Here is a 15,714-nt window from a genome sequence, read left to right as displayed (position 1 = left end):
AATGACAATTAAATTCCCTTTAAGAGGAAAGGTATGGAAATCCACAAAGAATATAATAGTTTTTCGGAACTAAGAACCAGAACAGGATTAACTATCCCTGAAGTTATTGAATTTTTAGGGATATCTGAAAGTACAGTCTATCGCTGGGAACGAGGTGAGATATTTCCAAAGAAGGGGATCATTGAATTAATGATTTCTAAAATAGAAGATAAAAATTCTATAAATCATAGTAGTGATTTTACTTTCATTGATCTTTTTGCCGGAATAGGAGGGTTTCGTAAAGCTTTTGATCAAGTAGGAGGGAAATGTGTTTTCACAAGTGAGTGGGATAAATACTCCCAATTAACTTATAAAGCAAATTATAACTGCGATCATGAAGTTGTTGGAGACATTACTAAAATAGAAGCACATGATATACCCAAACATGATGTGTTACTTGCTGGATTTCCTTGCCAACCCTTTAGTTTGGCAGGCGTAAGTAAGAAGAATAGTTTAGGTCGTCAACACGGTTTTGCTTGTGAAACTCAAGGTACTTTATTTTTTGATGTCGCCAGAATTATTGATTTCCATCGCCCAAAAGCATTTTTACTTGAAAATGTAAAAAATTTAATTAGCCATGATAAAGGAAAGACTTTTCAAACAATCAAAAAAGTATTAACTAATGATTTAGGATATCACATTGATTGGAAAGTTCTTGATGCGCGTCATTGGGTGCCTCAGCATCGTGAGCGTATCTTTATAGCAGGATTTCTTGAGGAAAATAACTTTAGTTTCAAAAATTTTGTTTTTCCTGAACAAAGTTACCATCCAACTTTAGCCAAGATATTACATCCTCAAAATGGGACCGAGAAAGAAGAGAATCCGTATACAGAAGGAAAAAATGCTGTAGTTTCTGATAAATATACTCTTTCTGATAAACTATGGAAATATCTGCAAGCCTATGCTGCGAAACACAGGGAACAGGGGAACGGTTTTGGATTTGGTATAAATACTGCTGATAATATCTCCCGAACTTTATCTGCAAGATATCACAAAGATGGTTCAGAAATTTTGATATACCAAAAGGATAAAAATCCTCGACGGTTAACTCCACGAGAATGTGCGAGATTAATGGGTTTTGATAATTTTGGAGAATCGAAATTCAAGATTCCTGTTTCAGATACCCAAGCCTATAGACAATTTGGAAATGCTGTTGTAGTTCCTGTCGTTCATAGTGTTGCTAATTATATGATTCCTTATATACGCGCTGGTTTGAATAAGGAACTAGTAGATAACAGACCACTAGAGCAAAATGCCTGATATCGTTGAAAAAGCAAAGCGTAGTGAGATGATGTCCGGGATTCGGAGCAAGAATACCAAGCCTGAATTAATTGTCAGGAAGGAGTTATTTGCAAAGGGTCTAAGATATAGATTGCATCTTAAAAATATTCCAGGTAAGCCCGATATTATTTTTAAGAAATATAAGGCTGTGATATTTATTCATGGATGCTTTTGGCATTGTCATGATTGCCATTTATTTAAATGGCCTCAAACCAGGCAAGATTTTTGGCATAATAAAATTTTGTCTAATAAACAACGAGATATAAATAATAGAGCTCTGCTTGAAAAAGAGGGTTGGCGGGTAGCGGTAGTATGGGAATGTGCTTTAAAGGGCAAGACGAAACTGGATATCCCGATTTTGGTTAAAGAACTTGAGTTTTGGTTACATAGTTCTAATCAATATATAGAAATACCTAATAATATCTTATAGGTATTATTCTTTATTTTGATTTATGATTTTCTTGAGTTCCTCGACAGAGATTGGAGGATTTTTTCTGTGAACCATGGCATGACAATTACTGCAAAGTGGAACCAAATCTTTGGTGGGATCAATTCGATATGTACCACCCATCTGTGAAACAGGTACAATATGATGTACTTCGATAAAATCTATTCCCAATAACCCATAAATTTTGCCAAAGTCAAAACCACAAGCCTTGCAGATTGGACCATAGTACGAAATACAAGCGGCTCTATTTATTGGGTTTCGTTCATATTTATTTATCTCAACCTTGATTTTTGATCCTTCTGGAAGGCCTTGTTCTTGTAACGTAATTGATTCAGTAATTTCTTCCAAGGGCAAGAGGGATAAAATCAGACTCATGCAGATAGACGCAATTTGGACAGCAAACTGATTGATTTGTTCAACTTTGTACTTATGATTAAGTGGAAGCCTCCAATCACAATCCAGCTCAAATTTTCTCCATAACTCTTTTTGATCATCTTTGCTAATTGATACCTTGGGTTCTCCATTAATAAGTATTGATATGCGAATTCCCTTCGCTTCAGATGATGATAATAAATTCTGAAATAAATTTATTGAATCATCATCTAATTCACCCATTTTTCTAATAAGACTTCCTGAAAAACTGTCAGGATAAAAGCTGGCTTCAATTATTTTGGGTGTTCTTGCTATGGTTATACAGAAACCATTCGGTTTGGGTAGATCATCAGGGCGAATCACTACATATCTACCCCCATCAATATCTTCCATTGATCCTGAAAAGGAAAGGCCGAATTGTTTTGATAAGTGTTCAGCAATTAAATCTGAATTAAGCCCTGACATTTCAACCCTCACCACTTTCTGGATCAGGTAAATCAGCAACTAACTTTTTCAAATTTCTTGATACCTCGATTCTAAATTCTTCAAAGGCATCTCTATTCTCATCATTGATATTATTTAATTCAGCTTGAGCTAAAGACCATAGTAAAAAATCCAGTGCTTGAATAACTACACTGTTTTGTATATTCGGAAGATAAGCTTTTGGATAATATGGATGACCAGTATTAAGAACAACACCCGGATTGCCATTTACCAGAGCGGCTTCCCATAATACTGCATTATCAAGCGTTGGAGCAGTAGTAATATGCATTTCTCCCGGGTTATCAGAGGTAATAATCCTGAATTTTGATGTATTTTCACCACTATTATTTTGTATTGTGATTTCTTCTTTTTCTTCATTCACAGAAGTAATTTTAGCTATTTTCATCACACCTGATTTTTGATGAATTGCATTACCCGAGTTGGTATGTAGTAAAGTAGCGGCTCCTTTGGCCGTTGCGGCTACACCTTGTCTATATCGGGTTTCTGCTTCTCTTCTTGGAGAAGAGAGTAATTTTTCTCTGAGAAATTCATATAAATGTTCGTTTAGCAATATTCTGGATTTTTTAATATCAACCTGGAATGCCTCATCAAGTTCATGGCTAAATGACAGCTCTACTCTCAATAACGAAAAGTGAGGTTCTGATTTATACATACCCAACCAATCAGGTCCATGAATTAGCCTGTTTTCTCGGTAAACATAGACACCTTGTTTTTCATTAGAGATTTTTGCTGATATTCTATTTTCATCGGAAGAAAACTCTTCTTTTCTTGGAAGAATAAAAGCTCTTACCGAAAACGATGTTTTCATGCTACTTGGTAGTTCAACAGGAATGTTTTTTTCCAAAACCGGTTTTTTTGTTTCCAGCAAACAAAAAGGATCCCAAGCTGATACGAATTCATCATTTAATTTAATCTGGATGTTTCTTGCCCTAGTATCAGAAGCATCTAAAAATCGTTGGTAAACCATTGCTATGTGCTCTTTTAAAGAGTTCATCAAACGACCCATAGCTTTTTTTTGGGGTTGACCATTTGCTTTGGTGTAATCTTGCATGAGACGATCAATTTTTTCCCATATGACGAGAGTTCCAGAATGGTTCTTTGCAACTTCATCTAATAAAGCAATTTCGTGCGATTCAGGAGAGGCAAGCTCTAGACCCCAGCTATTTGATTGTCCCATAGAATCCAAATCCCATGTCGCTCTCATAACCTCAAGAGAATCAGAACGTGAGACAAGTGACAATCTTTTACAAAATGCAGTAGATGCTGTTTTTAATCCAAGTCCGAATTTCCCAAGACTTGAAGGATCCTCTCTTTTTTTGGAACCATATTTCATTGCATTTATAAGGTCATCCTTATTCATCCCACAGCCATTATCTCCAATAGATATGGCTATGTCTCCCATATAGTCGATGCCAATTCTAACATCAACTATCGTAGCTCCAGCAGCAATAGAGTTATCGATAATGTCTGCTATTGCGGTATTGAATTCATATCCTGTATCGCGAAGACCTTCACTTACGCGTGCAACGTCTGGTGGCACATTAATAGTTTCAATGTAAGTCATGCAAAGTACCTCATAAGTTAAGAGTTAATAACCTTCCAGCCACTTCCCAAGACCAGAACACCTTCTTCGTTAATATCAGAATTGATATTGTCACACCTTTCACAGTCAACATATATGGAACCATTCTCATCTAATTGGAAGATAAGATTGTCACCAACTTTTGCAGATGCTGCTTTAAGATATTTTGTCATACAAGTAAGTCTATATTCATTGCGAGTGCCGTCAAAGAACTTATTATTATAATATATAAAATTAAATTCCCATCTTGAGTTATCATGTAGCTCTCTAACTACAAGCAAAATTCGAGGGTTTTTAATTGTTGAATCCAGTTTGGGAAAAAATCCCAAGATGGCAGGATCTTTAGGAACAAGAATACCTGCCTGATGGCCCCCTGTAATTCCTATATCATTTGCGCTTAATTTTTTGGATATTTTCTTTATCATTCATACTCCAGATAACTGGTATTTAGAGGTGAGATTTCTAATGCTTTTGCTATTAATGATGCATCCAATTCTCCGCTATGGCCCGTTACGGCTTTTTCTGCCAAATCCCGTTTAAAACTTGCACGCTCCATAATTATTTCTTCAACTGTATTGGCATAATATAAATGATGAATAGTTACGGGCTTTTCCTGCTTTCTTCTGAACGCTCTGCGAGATGCTTGTTCTGTAAGAGCCGGATTCCATTCAGGGTTATAATGGATCACATGATTAGCTGCGGTAATATTCAGTCCTGCACCAGCAGCTTTAGGATTTAAAAACAAGGCGCCATAACCCTTGTGATTAAAAAATTCATCAATTACTGTTTGACGACTCATAACCGGAACACGACCATCAATAAAATTGAAATAAGCTGCTGGCCAATGTTTTTTCATGTCAGATAGAAAAATATCGACCATTCCCTGATATGTTGTAAAAAGTAATACTTTGTCTCCTGATTCAAATATTTCTTCAAATATTTCTAAAGTACGTTGATACTTGGGCATTTCAGTGAGGGGGTTATTTGACCAGTCGCCTATAAGTGCGGGGTGCGTACAGAGAATTCGGAGTTTTGTTGTTGCTACCATATTTGCAGCTTTTCCATATTCTCTTATAGTTTCAAGACGTAACCTTTCATATGCTTCAGCAAGTGCTTTAGTCATTATTATTGGTTGCGAAATCTCAATTTTTTCAGGTAGATCTTTTGCTACTTCAGTTACTCGTCTTCTCAATATAATCGGCGCGACTATTGGAGCCAGTTGGCTGGCATCATCATTATTGTCTGTATACTGAGATTGAAATTCATTTAAACTACCTAAAAGTTTTGGCAGTGCAAAATCAGAAAGAGACCATAAATCTTCCAGTTTATTTTCTACAGGTGTGCCAGTTACTGCAATAGAGACTCTTCTTGTGAGATTTTTAACACTTACTGTTCTTTGAGCCATTGGATTTTTAATATTTTGCGCTTCATCTAAAACCAAAATATTCCACTTGATTGTTGATAGTAATGGCTCATCGCGAATCATTGTTTCATATGAAATTAAGATTACATCGTATCCTTGTAGTTTTTCATTAACTCCTGGTCTATTAGCACCCGCATGAACAAATATCGATAAACCGGGGGCGAATTGGCTTATTTCTCTGCGCCAGTTTTCCAGTAAGGTTGCAGGTGCTACTACTAATGACTGACTTCTCCCTGATACTTTTTCTAATTGTAACAGAGCAATGATTTGCAGAGTTTTTCCAAGTCCCATTTCATCTGCAAGGATACACCCAATATTTTGTTCTGATATAAGATTTAAAAACGCCGTACCATTTTTTTGATATGGATATAAATTCGCATTTAATCCGGGAATTTCATTATTGTCTTTTATTGATTTAAAGGATGGATTATCAAAATTTATATTCGATGATTCTATTATTTTTATTTCTTTTGCCAGACTCCTTAAAACTATTAGTTCGCCAAGATTAAGAAAAGAGTCTGGATTAATTGAATTATCTTTTAGTAAACGCCTGATATAATTTGTTGATTCTATATCGATAGGATACCACTTATCATTTATCACTATTTGATCTTGATCATTAGAAATAGCAATACAATTATTTTCAACTTCAACACAAATAGACAGTTCAATATAGTTATTATCGTTTTGTGATAAATATATACATGGTGGAGCCGGGTATTTGGAAAGAGTTAATTTTGGTAAATCCTGCAAAAGAGGGGGAGCAATTTTACCTGCAATAGATATTGGTTCACCTGAAAAATACGATAAATAAATACTCTTGGCTCCAACAGAAACATAATTATTTTCGTTGATATCAAGCATTAAAATATTATTTGTGATTACCCATTTCATCGGAGAAGTTGCAAGCATTTTCTTCCATTTTAATATAAATAATTTGAACATCTTCTTAAGAATTAATTATACCTTATCGACTACGCTAGACACCATCATTAACAATTTTTATAAACATTGTTTATTTATTATTTATCGTTATTGCAATGAAATGCTCATTATGATGTAATAAATGCACGTTTCGAGCATTTTAAATAGGGATAGATAAATGAAGCATTTTAATACTATTCACCAAACCTATAACCGCACCCTAAACATCAATGAAGCATCAATCTTCCTCGGAACTCATAAAGAAACACTGCGTAGAAAAGCTGCGAAAGGTGAATTGCCTGCTGTAAAAATAGGAAGGAGTTGGATATTCATTGAACAAGATCTTGTGATGTATATCCGATCCAAGTATGCTACACCTGACGCATCGGAGGGTGTTAGTTATAGGAGTAATCAACTATGGCCCTCAAAAGAAAAAATGGTTACTGGTGGGTTGATATCACCTACCTTGGAGAACGTGTACGAAAAAGCACTAAAACTAAGGTAAAAGGTGAAGCTCAACTTTTCCATGACCAGATTATGGAAGAACTTTGGAAAAATAAAAAACTAAAGTCCGTACCTAAAAAAACATGGATAGATGCAGTGATTAGATGGCTTGAGGAATCAGGGCATAAGAGAAGTCTGGAAACGGATAAGTTTCATTTGGCATGGTTAGATCCATATCTAAGAAACAAACTTTTGAAAGACATCGATGATGATCTAATCGAGCATATTGCCCATGAAAAGGAAAAGACTGGTGTTAGACTTTCTTCGGTTAACCGTGTATTGGAAATAGTTCGAGCAATCTTAAACAAAGCACATAAAGAATGGAAATGGCTAGATTCAGTTCCATGTATCAGAATGCGTAAGTTTGAGAATAAACGTATCCGATGGTTAACATCGAAAGAAGCTAATCGGTTGCTAGATGAGCTGCCACCGCATTTAAAAGTAATGGCAGCATTCACATTAGCAACTGGTTTAAGACAGTCTAATGTAACTAAGTTGCAATGGAGAGAAGTGGATTTAGAAAGGAAACATGCATTAATCCATCCTGACGAATCCAAAACAAAAAAAGCCATTCCTGTTCCCTTAAATTCTCAAGCAATTGAGATACTGGAGCGACAGAAGGGCGAACATCCCACTTATGTTTTTACATACAATGGAAAGACCGTTGGAAAATGTAGTACGCGTGCCTGGCATAATGCTTTGAAGCGAGCAAAAATTAAAGATTTTCGATGGCATGATTTACGGCATACCTGGGCAAGCTGGCATGTTCAAAATGGCACTTCATTGCACGAGTTACAGCAATTAGGAGGATGGTCAGATTATGATACAGTTTTGCGTTATGCACACTTATCAAGTGATCATCTACAAAAGGCAGCTTCAAGAGTTTCGGGCACGTTTTCGTCACCGCAACTTGGTTTCTAGGTCAAATTTTGAAGCTAAGTGCTTGATTTTAAATGGCGCGCTCGGAGGGACTCGAACCCCCGACACCTTGGTTCGAAGCCAAGTACTCTATCCAGCTGAGCTACGAGCGCAATAGGATCTTATTCATTTTTCTTACAACTGTTCTTTTGGTTGATTTCTGGAAACCAAATTGGTGGGCCGTATAGGATTCGAACCTATGACACAGAGGTTAAAAGCCTCCTGCTCTACCACCTGAGCTAACGGCCCTAAAGAGCTAAACATTTATAACTATACTATAAAACTGGTGGGCCGTATAGGATTCGAACCTATGACACAGAGGTTAAAAGCCTCCTGCTCTACCACCTGAGCTAACGGCCCTGAAGAGGCTCGAATAATACCGGATTAGCATAGAATTTCAAGTCTTTTTATCATGTTTCTCTTATTTTTATCATTTTTTTGTTATTTTTTGGTATTGAGGAGCAAAGGATTAACAAAATTGGGATAAAGACATTAAATTTTGACTTATAAAATAGATGTTTTTTTCAGAAGCTAAAATTGTGCAATGGTTCAATTTTAAGCGACTCTCTAGAGTTTGGGCTTTATGACTTGCAGTAACGAGTAAGATAACGTCTGAACCTAAAGCACCGCAACCTTTGATTGCAAGTATTTCAGTATATTCTTTAAGTCGATTTATCAAATTTAAACTGTGTTCTGCAACTAAATTCAATTCAACTAGTTTTTTATGATAATTGTTAATAGTTGCAATTAGTTTTGCAGAGTCAGTTTGCTCAAATGCCAGCTTAGCCTCATCAACTAAAGAAGATAAATAGTCAATTTCATCAGGTAAGGTGGTAGTTTGCAAATGATGATGTGTTGCTAGTTTTACTCCTGTATGAATTAGGAAGAAAGATAGATCCTGGAATGGCCATCCATAAGATTGAATCATTTTTTTATGTCTATTAACAAATACACAACCGTGTTGAGCCTGTGCTATAACATCATACCCACTAGGCTTTAGCCCAGACCCTGTCCATGATACTTTATAATAAGCATTGAGCATGTCATCTAAATTAGGTTCCTTTTCTTTGAGAAAGCAGCTTGCTAAATAACTTGCTAAAAATTGTGCACTGGATGCCCCCAAGCCTCCTCGTTTTGCATAGGGATCGTTCCAGATTAATCCTTGATCTAAGTTTTGTTGTTGCCACCAAACTCCTGCCGGAGATTGGGGGTGAATTTCTGACATTTTATTGCTTTTATACGTTAGGATAAGCTGAAAACAAGGGGACGTGGTTATAAGAATTGCTGATGCCCCAGCTATTGCAGCATATTCACCTAATAGAAATGTTTTTGCAGGAACTAACCATTTCATACTGCAATTGGAGTTTGTCTAATTTTTGCCAATAAATCATGAGCATTATTCAAGCTGATACGTTTATGTAAAGCGAGCCATTTTTGTAAATGCTCTTTAAGAAGAGGCATCTCACTTTCGTTCGCTCCTGCTGCGAGGAGTAAATTGTCAATATGAAGTTTCATATGACCTTGAATAATTCCCTCTGTGCATAACGCTTTAATTGCACCTAAATTTTGTACAAGTCCTACTGCAGCGATAACTTGAGATAGTTGGTTTGCAGAAGAAATATTCATCATTCGTAGGCACATTTGAGCAGTAGGATGGAGCGAAGTAACTCCACCTATAGTACCTACTATAATAGGCGCTGTAAGTTGGCCAGTGAGGGTATCATCTTCATAACGCCAACGCGTGATCGCTTGATATTGACCATTACGCGCTGCATAAGCATGAACTCCTGCTTCTACTGCTCGCCAATCATTGCCAGTTGCAATTAAGACCGGATCGATTCCATTCATTACCCCTTTATTATGTGTTGCTGCTCTATAAGGATCCATTTCAGCAAAAAGAGAAGCCTCTTGAAGTTTTTGGCCTAGAACGGGATCAATTTTATGGATGGTTACTTGGGATGTAGTTAACTTTTGGTCGTTTAAGTTTGATAAAATACACATGGTGACTTCTTCACCTGTTAATTGCTCTATAGGTGACTTTAAGTATTCAAGTACTTGATTAATGATATTAGCACCCATCGCATCACAGCTATTCATCGTTAAATGGATAACAACCATTTCTTGGCCGTCTTCTCTTTTGAGAAGACGTAGTTGCAGATCAATAACACCACCACCACGCTTTACCATATTCTCTGCTACATCTTTATTTGCTTTGCTAATCAGGTAGGCACGATTTTCATCAAAAATTTGAGAAAATTTATTGAAATCTTTAACTTTGGCTAATTGAATTTGACCTAAAATGCATTCACCTTGTACCCATGTTTTTATATCACCACATTGCCTAATCCATTTGGCTGATTTTGACAAAGCAGCAATAATTGAAGTTTCTTCAACAGCCATGGGAATAACATAATCTTGTCCATTAATATTAAAGTTGGTTGCTACACCTAGAGGAAGCTGAAAGTAGCCTATAACATTCTCAATAAGTTTATCCGCCAAGTTTAAATCTTTTATACCTCCATTTTTAAGAAATGCGATGTCTTCTGCATTGATTGCCCCCAAGGCTAACAACCGTTTAAATCGTTCTTCACGTGAAAGTTTTGAGAATCCGCGGAATAATTCATCAGTATTAGAAGCTAGAGGCATGCTTTCTCCTTGGTTAGCCGGCATTAACGCCAAGTTTAATAAGGTCGTTTTTGCATTGTTCAAAGTGGCTGTAGTTGTCTTGCATACCTAAATTTTTACGTTTTTGCGAATAAATGAGGTTATTTTATCATAAAATAGGGAAGCAAACTACTTAAAACTTATCGCTTATATGATTTAGTTGTATTATAGCCTAGATTTTGTTTATGTTGTTTGTGTAATACATAAGCTATAGCAAATTTATTTTTCCTAAAGCGATTTTAAAGACCTGGTCTCAATAAGAATCGGCATTAGCGCTAAATTTTGATAATTTCAAAATGCAGATAATCAAAAAAGATCCGATAAATATATTATCAATATATTTTTGTTTTTAAGGATCAAAAAAATTCATTTAATACAATAAATTACAATACGTAAAATGTTTTTATTTTAAATTTATGGTATTTATTTTGTGTTCAGTGTAAATTAATCGCTCTTTGTGTGTTGGATTAAGGGAGATGAAATGGGAAAACGTGCTCAAGCTGAAATGAAATCTTTTCTATTGGCTGAAAAAAGACGATTGGAAGTTATCGAACAATTCAAAAACTGTAAATCCTATGAGGAATTTTCCAAGAGTCAAAAAAAATATGAAGAAAAAAAGGGAAAAAATTTTTTTATTATTTCTTCTAAACTAACTGAATACCACATACAACGGCTGAGAAAATTGGATGAGGAGATAACTCAATTAAAATTAGATCTCAAAAAACAATTTCCTTCTCCTTCCGAACAAGTAAAATTACAGCAAACACAAGAGCATTTAATAAGTGAGTCACTTAATTTAGATGTCGATAATATAGTAGTTAAAGAAATAGTACCAAATATGGGACTTGTTGAAAGTGGTAATCAAGGAAGTCAGCAAAAAGATGCTCATGGTACTACTTTGAGTTCAGAAAAAGCGATACAAGAAAACTCTTTAGATCCCCGAACTATAAGGGAACGAGAAGCTCATCTATTACAAGTTAACGTCCAGTTAAGAGCTTTCAAGCTGAAGCAGGAAGAGCTTGAGGCTAAATATGAAGAAAATCGTAATAAAGGAAATCAAGCTCAAGCGAATAAATACCAAAAAGCTTCTGAGGCTGCTAAAAGTATTTATAGCGAAATTTCTCGTTTAGCCAACCAATACATCATCGATGGAAATTTGGATGCTTTTAAAATCAACAGCCAAACTACTCTTAAAGAAGATAATGATAATGTAAAAATATTACAGGAACATCGAGGATGGAAATCTTTCTTGGCAAATTTAGCCGCACTAATCTTTACTGCTGGATTTGCTCAAGCAGGATATTCAATCTATAAAGGACAACTTTCCTGGCTTAAACCTGCAACTGATACGGGTAAAAAGGTTGAAAATCTATGTACATCAATTAATGCAATTGCTGTGACTGTTTAAGAAACCCAATCTTTAATAGTTGGCATCGCTCCGCTGCAGTAAAAGTCAGTGTGCACGCGATGCTTAATTTAATAATATGGCATAGAACGTTATAAACTATCAGAATGATCAAGTATTATGATACTATAGTCCTTAGTTTTTGCTCTTCTAGAATATTCATATTATTCTTGGGATTATTTTTCAAAATAGATAACTATGGTACAAAATAGCGCGCAAATCACTTTTGATAAAGAACGTATCAGATATCACTGTACTGGTATTTGGTCTGTTTTACAAATTGACAGCTTGGTGAAGCGATTTAGTGCCGATGAGTTACCTGAAACAAAAAAAGTAACAATCAGTGGGGAAGGGATTAGTCACTTTGATAGCGCCGGCGCTTTAGCATTAATCAAGTGTATTGATAAGTTGGAGCAACGAGAAAACCAAGTTGAATTAACTGACTTTACCGAAACACAGCAACAACTTTTGGAGCTCATTAAATCAAAGAAGGATATTTTGGATTATCATATTCCTTCTGCCCCAAAAGAGAACCTCTTTTACCAATTAGGTAAAGAATCAGAGAATAAATTTCGCCAAGTAGATGGCCTTCTTGTTTTAGTTGGTGATTTAACTACAAAAATAATTGAGGCATTCGGTAATTGGCGACGATTTCAATTGCCGAGTATTATTTCTAATATCTATACCACTGGAGTAACCGCTTTACCTATCCTTGCTTTACTTTCTTTTTTAATTGGAGTTGTTCTAGCTTATCAGATGGGATTGCAACTCCAAACATACGGCGCCAATAGCTTTATTGCTTATCTGTCAGGGATGGCTATTTTCCGTGAGTTTGCACCGTTAATTACTGCTATTATTGTTGCTGGACGAACTAGCTCCGCTTTTACAGCGCAAATTGGCAGTATGAAATTGAATGAAGAAGTGGATGCTCTACTCACTATGGGACTTTCCCCTACAGAGTTATTAGTTCTGCCTAAAGTTATTGGATTATTGATCGCATTTCCTTTATTGATTTTTTGGTCCGATCTTTTTAGTATTTTAGGCTCAATGATTATGTCCAATAACATGTTAGGCATTAACTTTACTGACTTTTTGCAACGACTAAGAGATACCGTTGGACTTTCTCAGCTGAATTTAGGACTTTATAAAGCACCTGCTTTTGCATTATTAATTGCTTTGGTGGGATGTTTTCAAGGGTTTAAAGTTGAAGCAGGGACAGAAAAAAATATTGGAAGTCAAACAACTAAAAGTGTAGTACAAGCACTATTTCTGATTATCATTGCTGATGCAATTTATTCAGTGATTTACAGCCGGATGCATTGGTAAATGAGTGAATCCATTATTGAAATCAAAGGCCTGAAGAATTACCTTGGTGGTCAATGGGTACACTCTGGTGTCGATTTAACCGTGCAAAAAGGAGAAATTTTAGCCATCATTGGTGGCTCTGGAAGCGGAAAAACAACAATATTACGTAGTGTGCTGATGTTAATGAAGCCGACAGCTGGAGACATTAGAGTCTTTGGTCAGAATATTAGTCATCTTGATGCTCAAGAGGCACTTTCTCTTCGTCGTCGTTGGGGGATGCTTTTTCAACATAGTGCGTTATTTTCGTCAATGACCGTATTGGAAAATGTGATGTTTCCTATGCAAGAGTTTACTAGCCTTGAACCTGAGTTTATGCATGAATTGGCTTTATTAAAAATAGCTTTAGTGGGTCTTCCAACAGAGGCAGCAGGAAAATTGCCTTCTGAGTTGAGTGGGGGTATGCAAAGAAGAGCAGCTGCGGCGCGTGCTATCGCCATGGATCCAGAATTATTATTTTTGGATGAACCTACCACGGGTTTAGATCCGCTGAGCGCAAGACGTTTTGATGATTTAATTGTTTTTTTAAGGGACTCGTTAAAGCTTACTATAGTTATGGTGAGTCATGATATAGAGTCCTTGAAAAGAACCACAGATCGTGTAGCTTTTATTGGTGATGGAAAAGTTTTAAGTATTGAACCCATTAAAGAATTAATGAAAAATAAGCATAAAATAATCGCAGACTATTTTAGCAAAGTGTAACCGGAGATAATATTTTTGGAAGCGAAAACCAATTATACCATAGTGGGCGTGGTCGTACTCATATTGCTTGTGGGACTTATAACTACAATGTTGTGGTTATCCATTGGTTTTAATCAGAAAAAATATACTACTTACACAGTTTACATGCATGAGGCCGCTTCAGGCCTTACTCAGGATGCCCCAGTGAAATATAATGGAGTGCAAGTAGGCTATGTTAAAGAAATTAGATTAAATCAAAATGATCCCAGGCAAGTTGAAATTTTGTTGGATATAGAGGAAGGGACTCCAGTCACGACGAGTACTTTTGCTACTCTTAATTCCCAGGGGATTACCGGGGTAAGTTATATTGGTTTGAGTGCAAGTACTTCTAATTTGACCCCTATAACAAAAATGCCTGGTGAACCGTATCCAGTTATTCCTTCTAAACCGTCTGTTTTTAATCAATTGGATAGTATTTTGAAAAAAGTATCTGAAGATATGGGTATAGTGACCACCGAAGCACAACGTATATTTAATGAAGAAAATGCAAAACATATAAAACATATACTTTCGAATATTGATAGTTTTTCTAAAGATATTGCCGATAATGGTAAAAATGTGAATGTCTTTATGGAAAATCTAGCGAAAACCAGCCGGGATTTCCCACATGTAATTGAAGAGCTTAAAGTGGGTATTTCAAAGTTTAATCTTATGGCAGAAAGTTTGAGTAAAGCTGGAAATAGCGTATCAAAAACGATGAATTCCGGAAAAAATACACTCGATAAAATCTCCCAGGAATCACTTCCACCAGCAACCATTTTGCTGCGTCGATTGAATGCAATTTCGGCAAACCTTGAAAAAGTAAGTAGTGAAATGCGACAAAATCCTGCGGTAGTAATTCGTGGAAGTAAACCTCCACAACCAGGGCCTGGAGAATAAATAATGAAAAAATTGGCTGTTTGTCTTTTGGGTTTAAGTGCTGTAATACTTAGCGCATGCTCACCTGTTAGAATTTCTGTAAAAGATCAATACCAATTAAGTGCCTTTAGTGCAAAGCAGTTGGCCAAAAAACCTATGCCTATTACTTTATTGGTTACTGCCCCTGATGCTGCTGGTGGTTATCAAACAGAACAGATGCTCTATATAAAAAGACCTTACGAGCTTGAGGCTTTTGCAAAAAATGCCTGGGTAAATCCTCCCGCTGATATGCTTTATCCATTAATCTTGCAAAGCCTACAAAAGACAAATCTTTTTGAAGCAGTTACTTCTAATGCGTATGCTTTGGGTGCAGATTATCGATTAGATAGCCAACTTCTTTATCTAAATCAAAACTTTCTCAAAAAGCCCAGTGTTATCGAGTTTTCGGTGAAGATAGTTTTAACTCATGTTAGTGACAATAAAATATTAGGCTCACGCATTATTAACTTAAGTGTTCCATGTCCAAGTGATACCCCTTATGGTGGTGTAATTGCAGCCAATAAAGCAACACAAATATTTACCGCAGAACTGGCTCATTTTGTGGTGTCCTACATAGAGCATTAAGAAGGATAGATTCTGCATAAAGTGCCTGGGAATTACTGTAGCCAAAAAATAAAAAGGATTGTACA

The 15,714-nt window shown here is 36.1% G+C and carries 15 protein-coding genes and 3 tRNA genes; 9 read left to right on the top strand and 9 right to left on the bottom strand.

What is annotated here, in order from left to right; all coding sequences use genetic code 11:
- Window positions 1-33 precede the first annotated feature (33 nt).
- Together dcm and EKG34_RS14655 are read left to right on the top strand one after the other, a co-directional pair.
- The gene (gene dcm / locus EKG34_RS14660) at window positions 34-1,299 is read left to right on the top strand and encodes a DNA (cytosine-5-)-methyltransferase (protein WP_080619711.1); all 1,266 of its coding nucleotides are present in this window, start codon (window positions 34-36) and stop codon (window positions 1,297-1,299) included.
- The gene (locus EKG34_RS14655; RefSeq protein WP_040186133.1) at window positions 1,292-1,750 is read left to right on the top strand and encodes a very short patch repair endonuclease; all 459 of its coding nucleotides are present in this window, start codon (window positions 1,292-1,294) and stop codon (window positions 1,748-1,750) included. Before dcm ends, EKG34_RS14655 begins: the two co-directional genes overlap by 8 nt.
- Window positions 1,751-1,753: 3 nt before the next feature.
- On the opposite strand, the gene EKG34_RS18420 is transcribed toward EKG34_RS14655, so the two are convergent.
- From EKG34_RS18420 to EKG34_RS14635, 4 genes are read right to left on the bottom strand one after another with little or no spacing between them, the layout of a single operon-like run.
- Window positions 1,754-2,605 (bottom strand): HNH endonuclease, encoded by an 852-nt coding sequence (locus EKG34_RS18420; protein WP_207222379.1) that lies wholly within the window; start codon window positions 2,603-2,605, stop codon window positions 1,754-1,756.
- A gap of 1 nt (window position 2,606) precedes the next feature.
- Complete coding sequence (locus EKG34_RS14645) at window positions 2,607-4,208, bottom strand: ATP-binding protein (RefSeq protein WP_080619712.1); 1,602 nt, start codon at window positions 4,206-4,208, stop codon at window positions 2,607-2,609.
- Between the two features lie 17 nt (window positions 4,209-4,225).
- Window positions 4,226-4,651 carry an EcoRII N-terminal effector-binding domain-containing protein gene (locus EKG34_RS14640; protein ID WP_040186137.1) on the bottom strand — a complete coding sequence of 142 codons (426 nt, stop codon included), beginning with the start codon at window positions 4,649-4,651 and terminating at the stop codon, window positions 4,226-4,228.
- The gene (locus EKG34_RS14635) at window positions 4,648-6,594 is read right to left on the bottom strand and encodes a DEAD/DEAH box helicase (RefSeq protein WP_080308427.1); all 1,947 of its coding nucleotides are present in this window, start codon (window positions 6,592-6,594) and stop codon (window positions 4,648-4,650) included. Before EKG34_RS14635 ends, EKG34_RS14640 begins: the two co-directional genes overlap by 4 nt.
- Before the next feature lie 157 nt (window positions 6,595-6,751).
- Here EKG34_RS14635 and EKG34_RS14630 point away from each other — a divergent pair, with 157 nt between their 5' ends.
- Together EKG34_RS14630 and EKG34_RS14625 are read left to right on the top strand one after the other, a co-directional pair.
- Window positions 6,752-7,078 (top strand): helix-turn-helix domain-containing protein, encoded by a 327-nt coding sequence (locus EKG34_RS14630; RefSeq protein WP_042637550.1) that lies wholly within the window; start codon window positions 6,752-6,754, stop codon window positions 7,076-7,078.
- Window positions 6,991-7,998, top strand: coding sequence for a tyrosine-type recombinase/integrase (locus tag EKG34_RS14625; protein ID WP_040186139.1), 1,008 nt, complete (start codon window positions 6,991-6,993; stop codon window positions 7,996-7,998). Before EKG34_RS14630 ends, EKG34_RS14625 begins: the two co-directional genes overlap by 88 nt.
- Window positions 7,999-8,031: 33 nt before the next feature.
- Here EKG34_RS14625 and EKG34_RS14620 read toward each other — a convergent pair.
- The 5 genes from EKG34_RS14620 to EKG34_RS14600 form a co-directional block, all read right to left on the bottom strand.
- Window positions 8,032-8,108 (bottom strand) — tRNA-Arg (locus EKG34_RS14620).
- 60 nt (window positions 8,109-8,168) lie between these two features.
- Window positions 8,169-8,244: transfer RNA gene (locus EKG34_RS14615), tRNA-Lys, on the bottom strand.
- A gap of 35 nt (window positions 8,245-8,279) precedes the next feature.
- Window positions 8,280-8,355 (bottom strand) — tRNA-Lys (locus tag EKG34_RS14610).
- 109 nt (window positions 8,356-8,464) lie between these two features.
- On the bottom strand, window positions 8,465-9,346 hold the full coding sequence (locus EKG34_RS14605; protein ID WP_003636602.1) for a mevalonate kinase family protein: 882 nt from the start codon (window positions 9,344-9,346) through the stop codon (window positions 8,465-8,467).
- A complete protein-coding gene (locus EKG34_RS14600) occupies window positions 9,343-10,641 on the bottom strand; it encodes a hydroxymethylglutaryl-CoA reductase, degradative (RefSeq protein ID WP_003636603.1) in 1,299 nt (432 codons plus the stop codon). The genes EKG34_RS14605 and EKG34_RS14600 overlap by 4 nt, the downstream gene beginning before the upstream one ends.
- 499 nt (window positions 10,642-11,140) lie before the next feature.
- Between EKG34_RS14600 and EKG34_RS14595 the strand changes: the two genes are divergently transcribed.
- The 5 genes from EKG34_RS14595 (at window position 11,141) to EKG34_RS14575 (ending at window position 15,649) form a co-directional block, all read left to right on the top strand.
- On the top strand, window positions 11,141-12,067 hold the full coding sequence (locus EKG34_RS14595) for a hypothetical protein (protein WP_003636605.1): 927 nt from the start codon (window positions 11,141-11,143) through the stop codon (window positions 12,065-12,067).
- Between the two features lie 195 nt (window positions 12,068-12,262).
- Window positions 12,263-13,390: an MlaE family ABC transporter permease gene (locus tag EKG34_RS14590; RefSeq protein ID WP_003636607.1), complete on the top strand. Its 1,128-nt coding sequence runs from the start codon at window positions 12,263-12,265 to the stop codon at window positions 13,388-13,390.
- Window positions 13,391-14,128, top strand: a complete 738-nt coding sequence (locus EKG34_RS14585; protein WP_003636608.1) for an ABC transporter ATP-binding protein — start codon at window positions 13,391-13,393, stop codon at window positions 14,126-14,128.
- Between the two features lie 15 nt (window positions 14,129-14,143).
- Window positions 14,144-15,046, top strand: a complete 903-nt coding sequence (locus EKG34_RS14580; RefSeq protein WP_012979242.1) for an MlaD family protein — start codon at window positions 14,144-14,146, stop codon at window positions 15,044-15,046.
- Window positions 15,047-15,049: 3 nt separating this feature from the next.
- Window positions 15,050-15,649: an ABC-type transport auxiliary lipoprotein family protein gene (locus EKG34_RS14575; RefSeq protein WP_003636616.1), complete on the top strand. Its 600-nt coding sequence runs from the start codon at window positions 15,050-15,052 to the stop codon at window positions 15,647-15,649.
- Window positions 15,650-15,714 lie beyond the last annotated feature (65 nt).

Source organism: Legionella longbeachae, assembly GCF_004283175.1.
GTDB lineage: Bacteria > Pseudomonadota > Gammaproteobacteria > Legionellales > Legionellaceae > Legionella > Legionella longbeachae.
The sequence above is the reverse complement of the archived record's forward strand: the minus strand, read 5'-3'. Positions and strand labels throughout refer to the sequence as shown.

Coding starts and splice junctions, on each gene's coding strand:
- EKG34_RS14585 (WP_003636608.1), top strand. CDS start 13,391: ATGAGTGAATCCATTATTGAAATCAAAGGCCTGAAGAATTACCTTGGT.
- EKG34_RS14635 (WP_080308427.1), bottom strand. CDS start 6,594: ATGTTCAAATTATTTATATTAAAATGGAAGAAAATGCTTGCAACTTCT.
- EKG34_RS14630 (WP_042637550.1), top strand. CDS start 6,752: ATGAAGCATTTTAATACTATTCACCAAACCTATAACCGCACCCTAAAC.
- EKG34_RS14590 (WP_003636607.1), top strand. CDS start 12,263: ATGGTACAAAATAGCGCGCAAATCACTTTTGATAAAGAACGTATCAGA.
- EKG34_RS14625 (WP_040186139.1), top strand. CDS start 6,991: ATGGCCCTCAAAAGAAAAAATGGTTACTGGTGGGTTGATATCACCTAC.
- EKG34_RS14655 (WP_040186133.1), top strand. CDS start 1,292: ATGCCTGATATCGTTGAAAAAGCAAAGCGTAGTGAGATGATGTCCGGG.
- EKG34_RS14595 (WP_003636605.1), top strand. CDS start 11,141: ATGGGAAAACGTGCTCAAGCTGAAATGAAATCTTTTCTATTGGCTGAA.
- EKG34_RS14640 (WP_040186137.1), bottom strand. CDS start 4,651: ATGATAAAGAAAATATCCAAAAAATTAAGCGCAAATGATATAGGAATT.
- EKG34_RS14600 (WP_003636603.1), bottom strand. CDS start 10,641: ATGCCTCTAGCTTCTAATACTGATGAATTATTCCGCGGATTCTCAAAA.
- dcm (WP_080619711.1), top strand. CDS start 34: ATGGAAATCCACAAAGAATATAATAGTTTTTCGGAACTAAGAACCAGA.
- EKG34_RS14645 (WP_080619712.1), bottom strand. CDS start 4,208: ATGACTTACATTGAAACTATTAATGTGCCACCAGACGTTGCACGCGTA.
- EKG34_RS18420 (WP_207222379.1), bottom strand. CDS start 2,605: ATGTCAGGGCTTAATTCAGATTTAATTGCTGAACACTTATCAAAACAA.
- EKG34_RS14605 (WP_003636602.1), bottom strand. CDS start 9,346: ATGAAATGGTTAGTTCCTGCAAAAACATTTCTATTAGGTGAATATGCT.
- EKG34_RS14575 (WP_003636616.1), top strand. CDS start 15,050: ATGAAAAAATTGGCTGTTTGTCTTTTGGGTTTAAGTGCTGTAATACTT.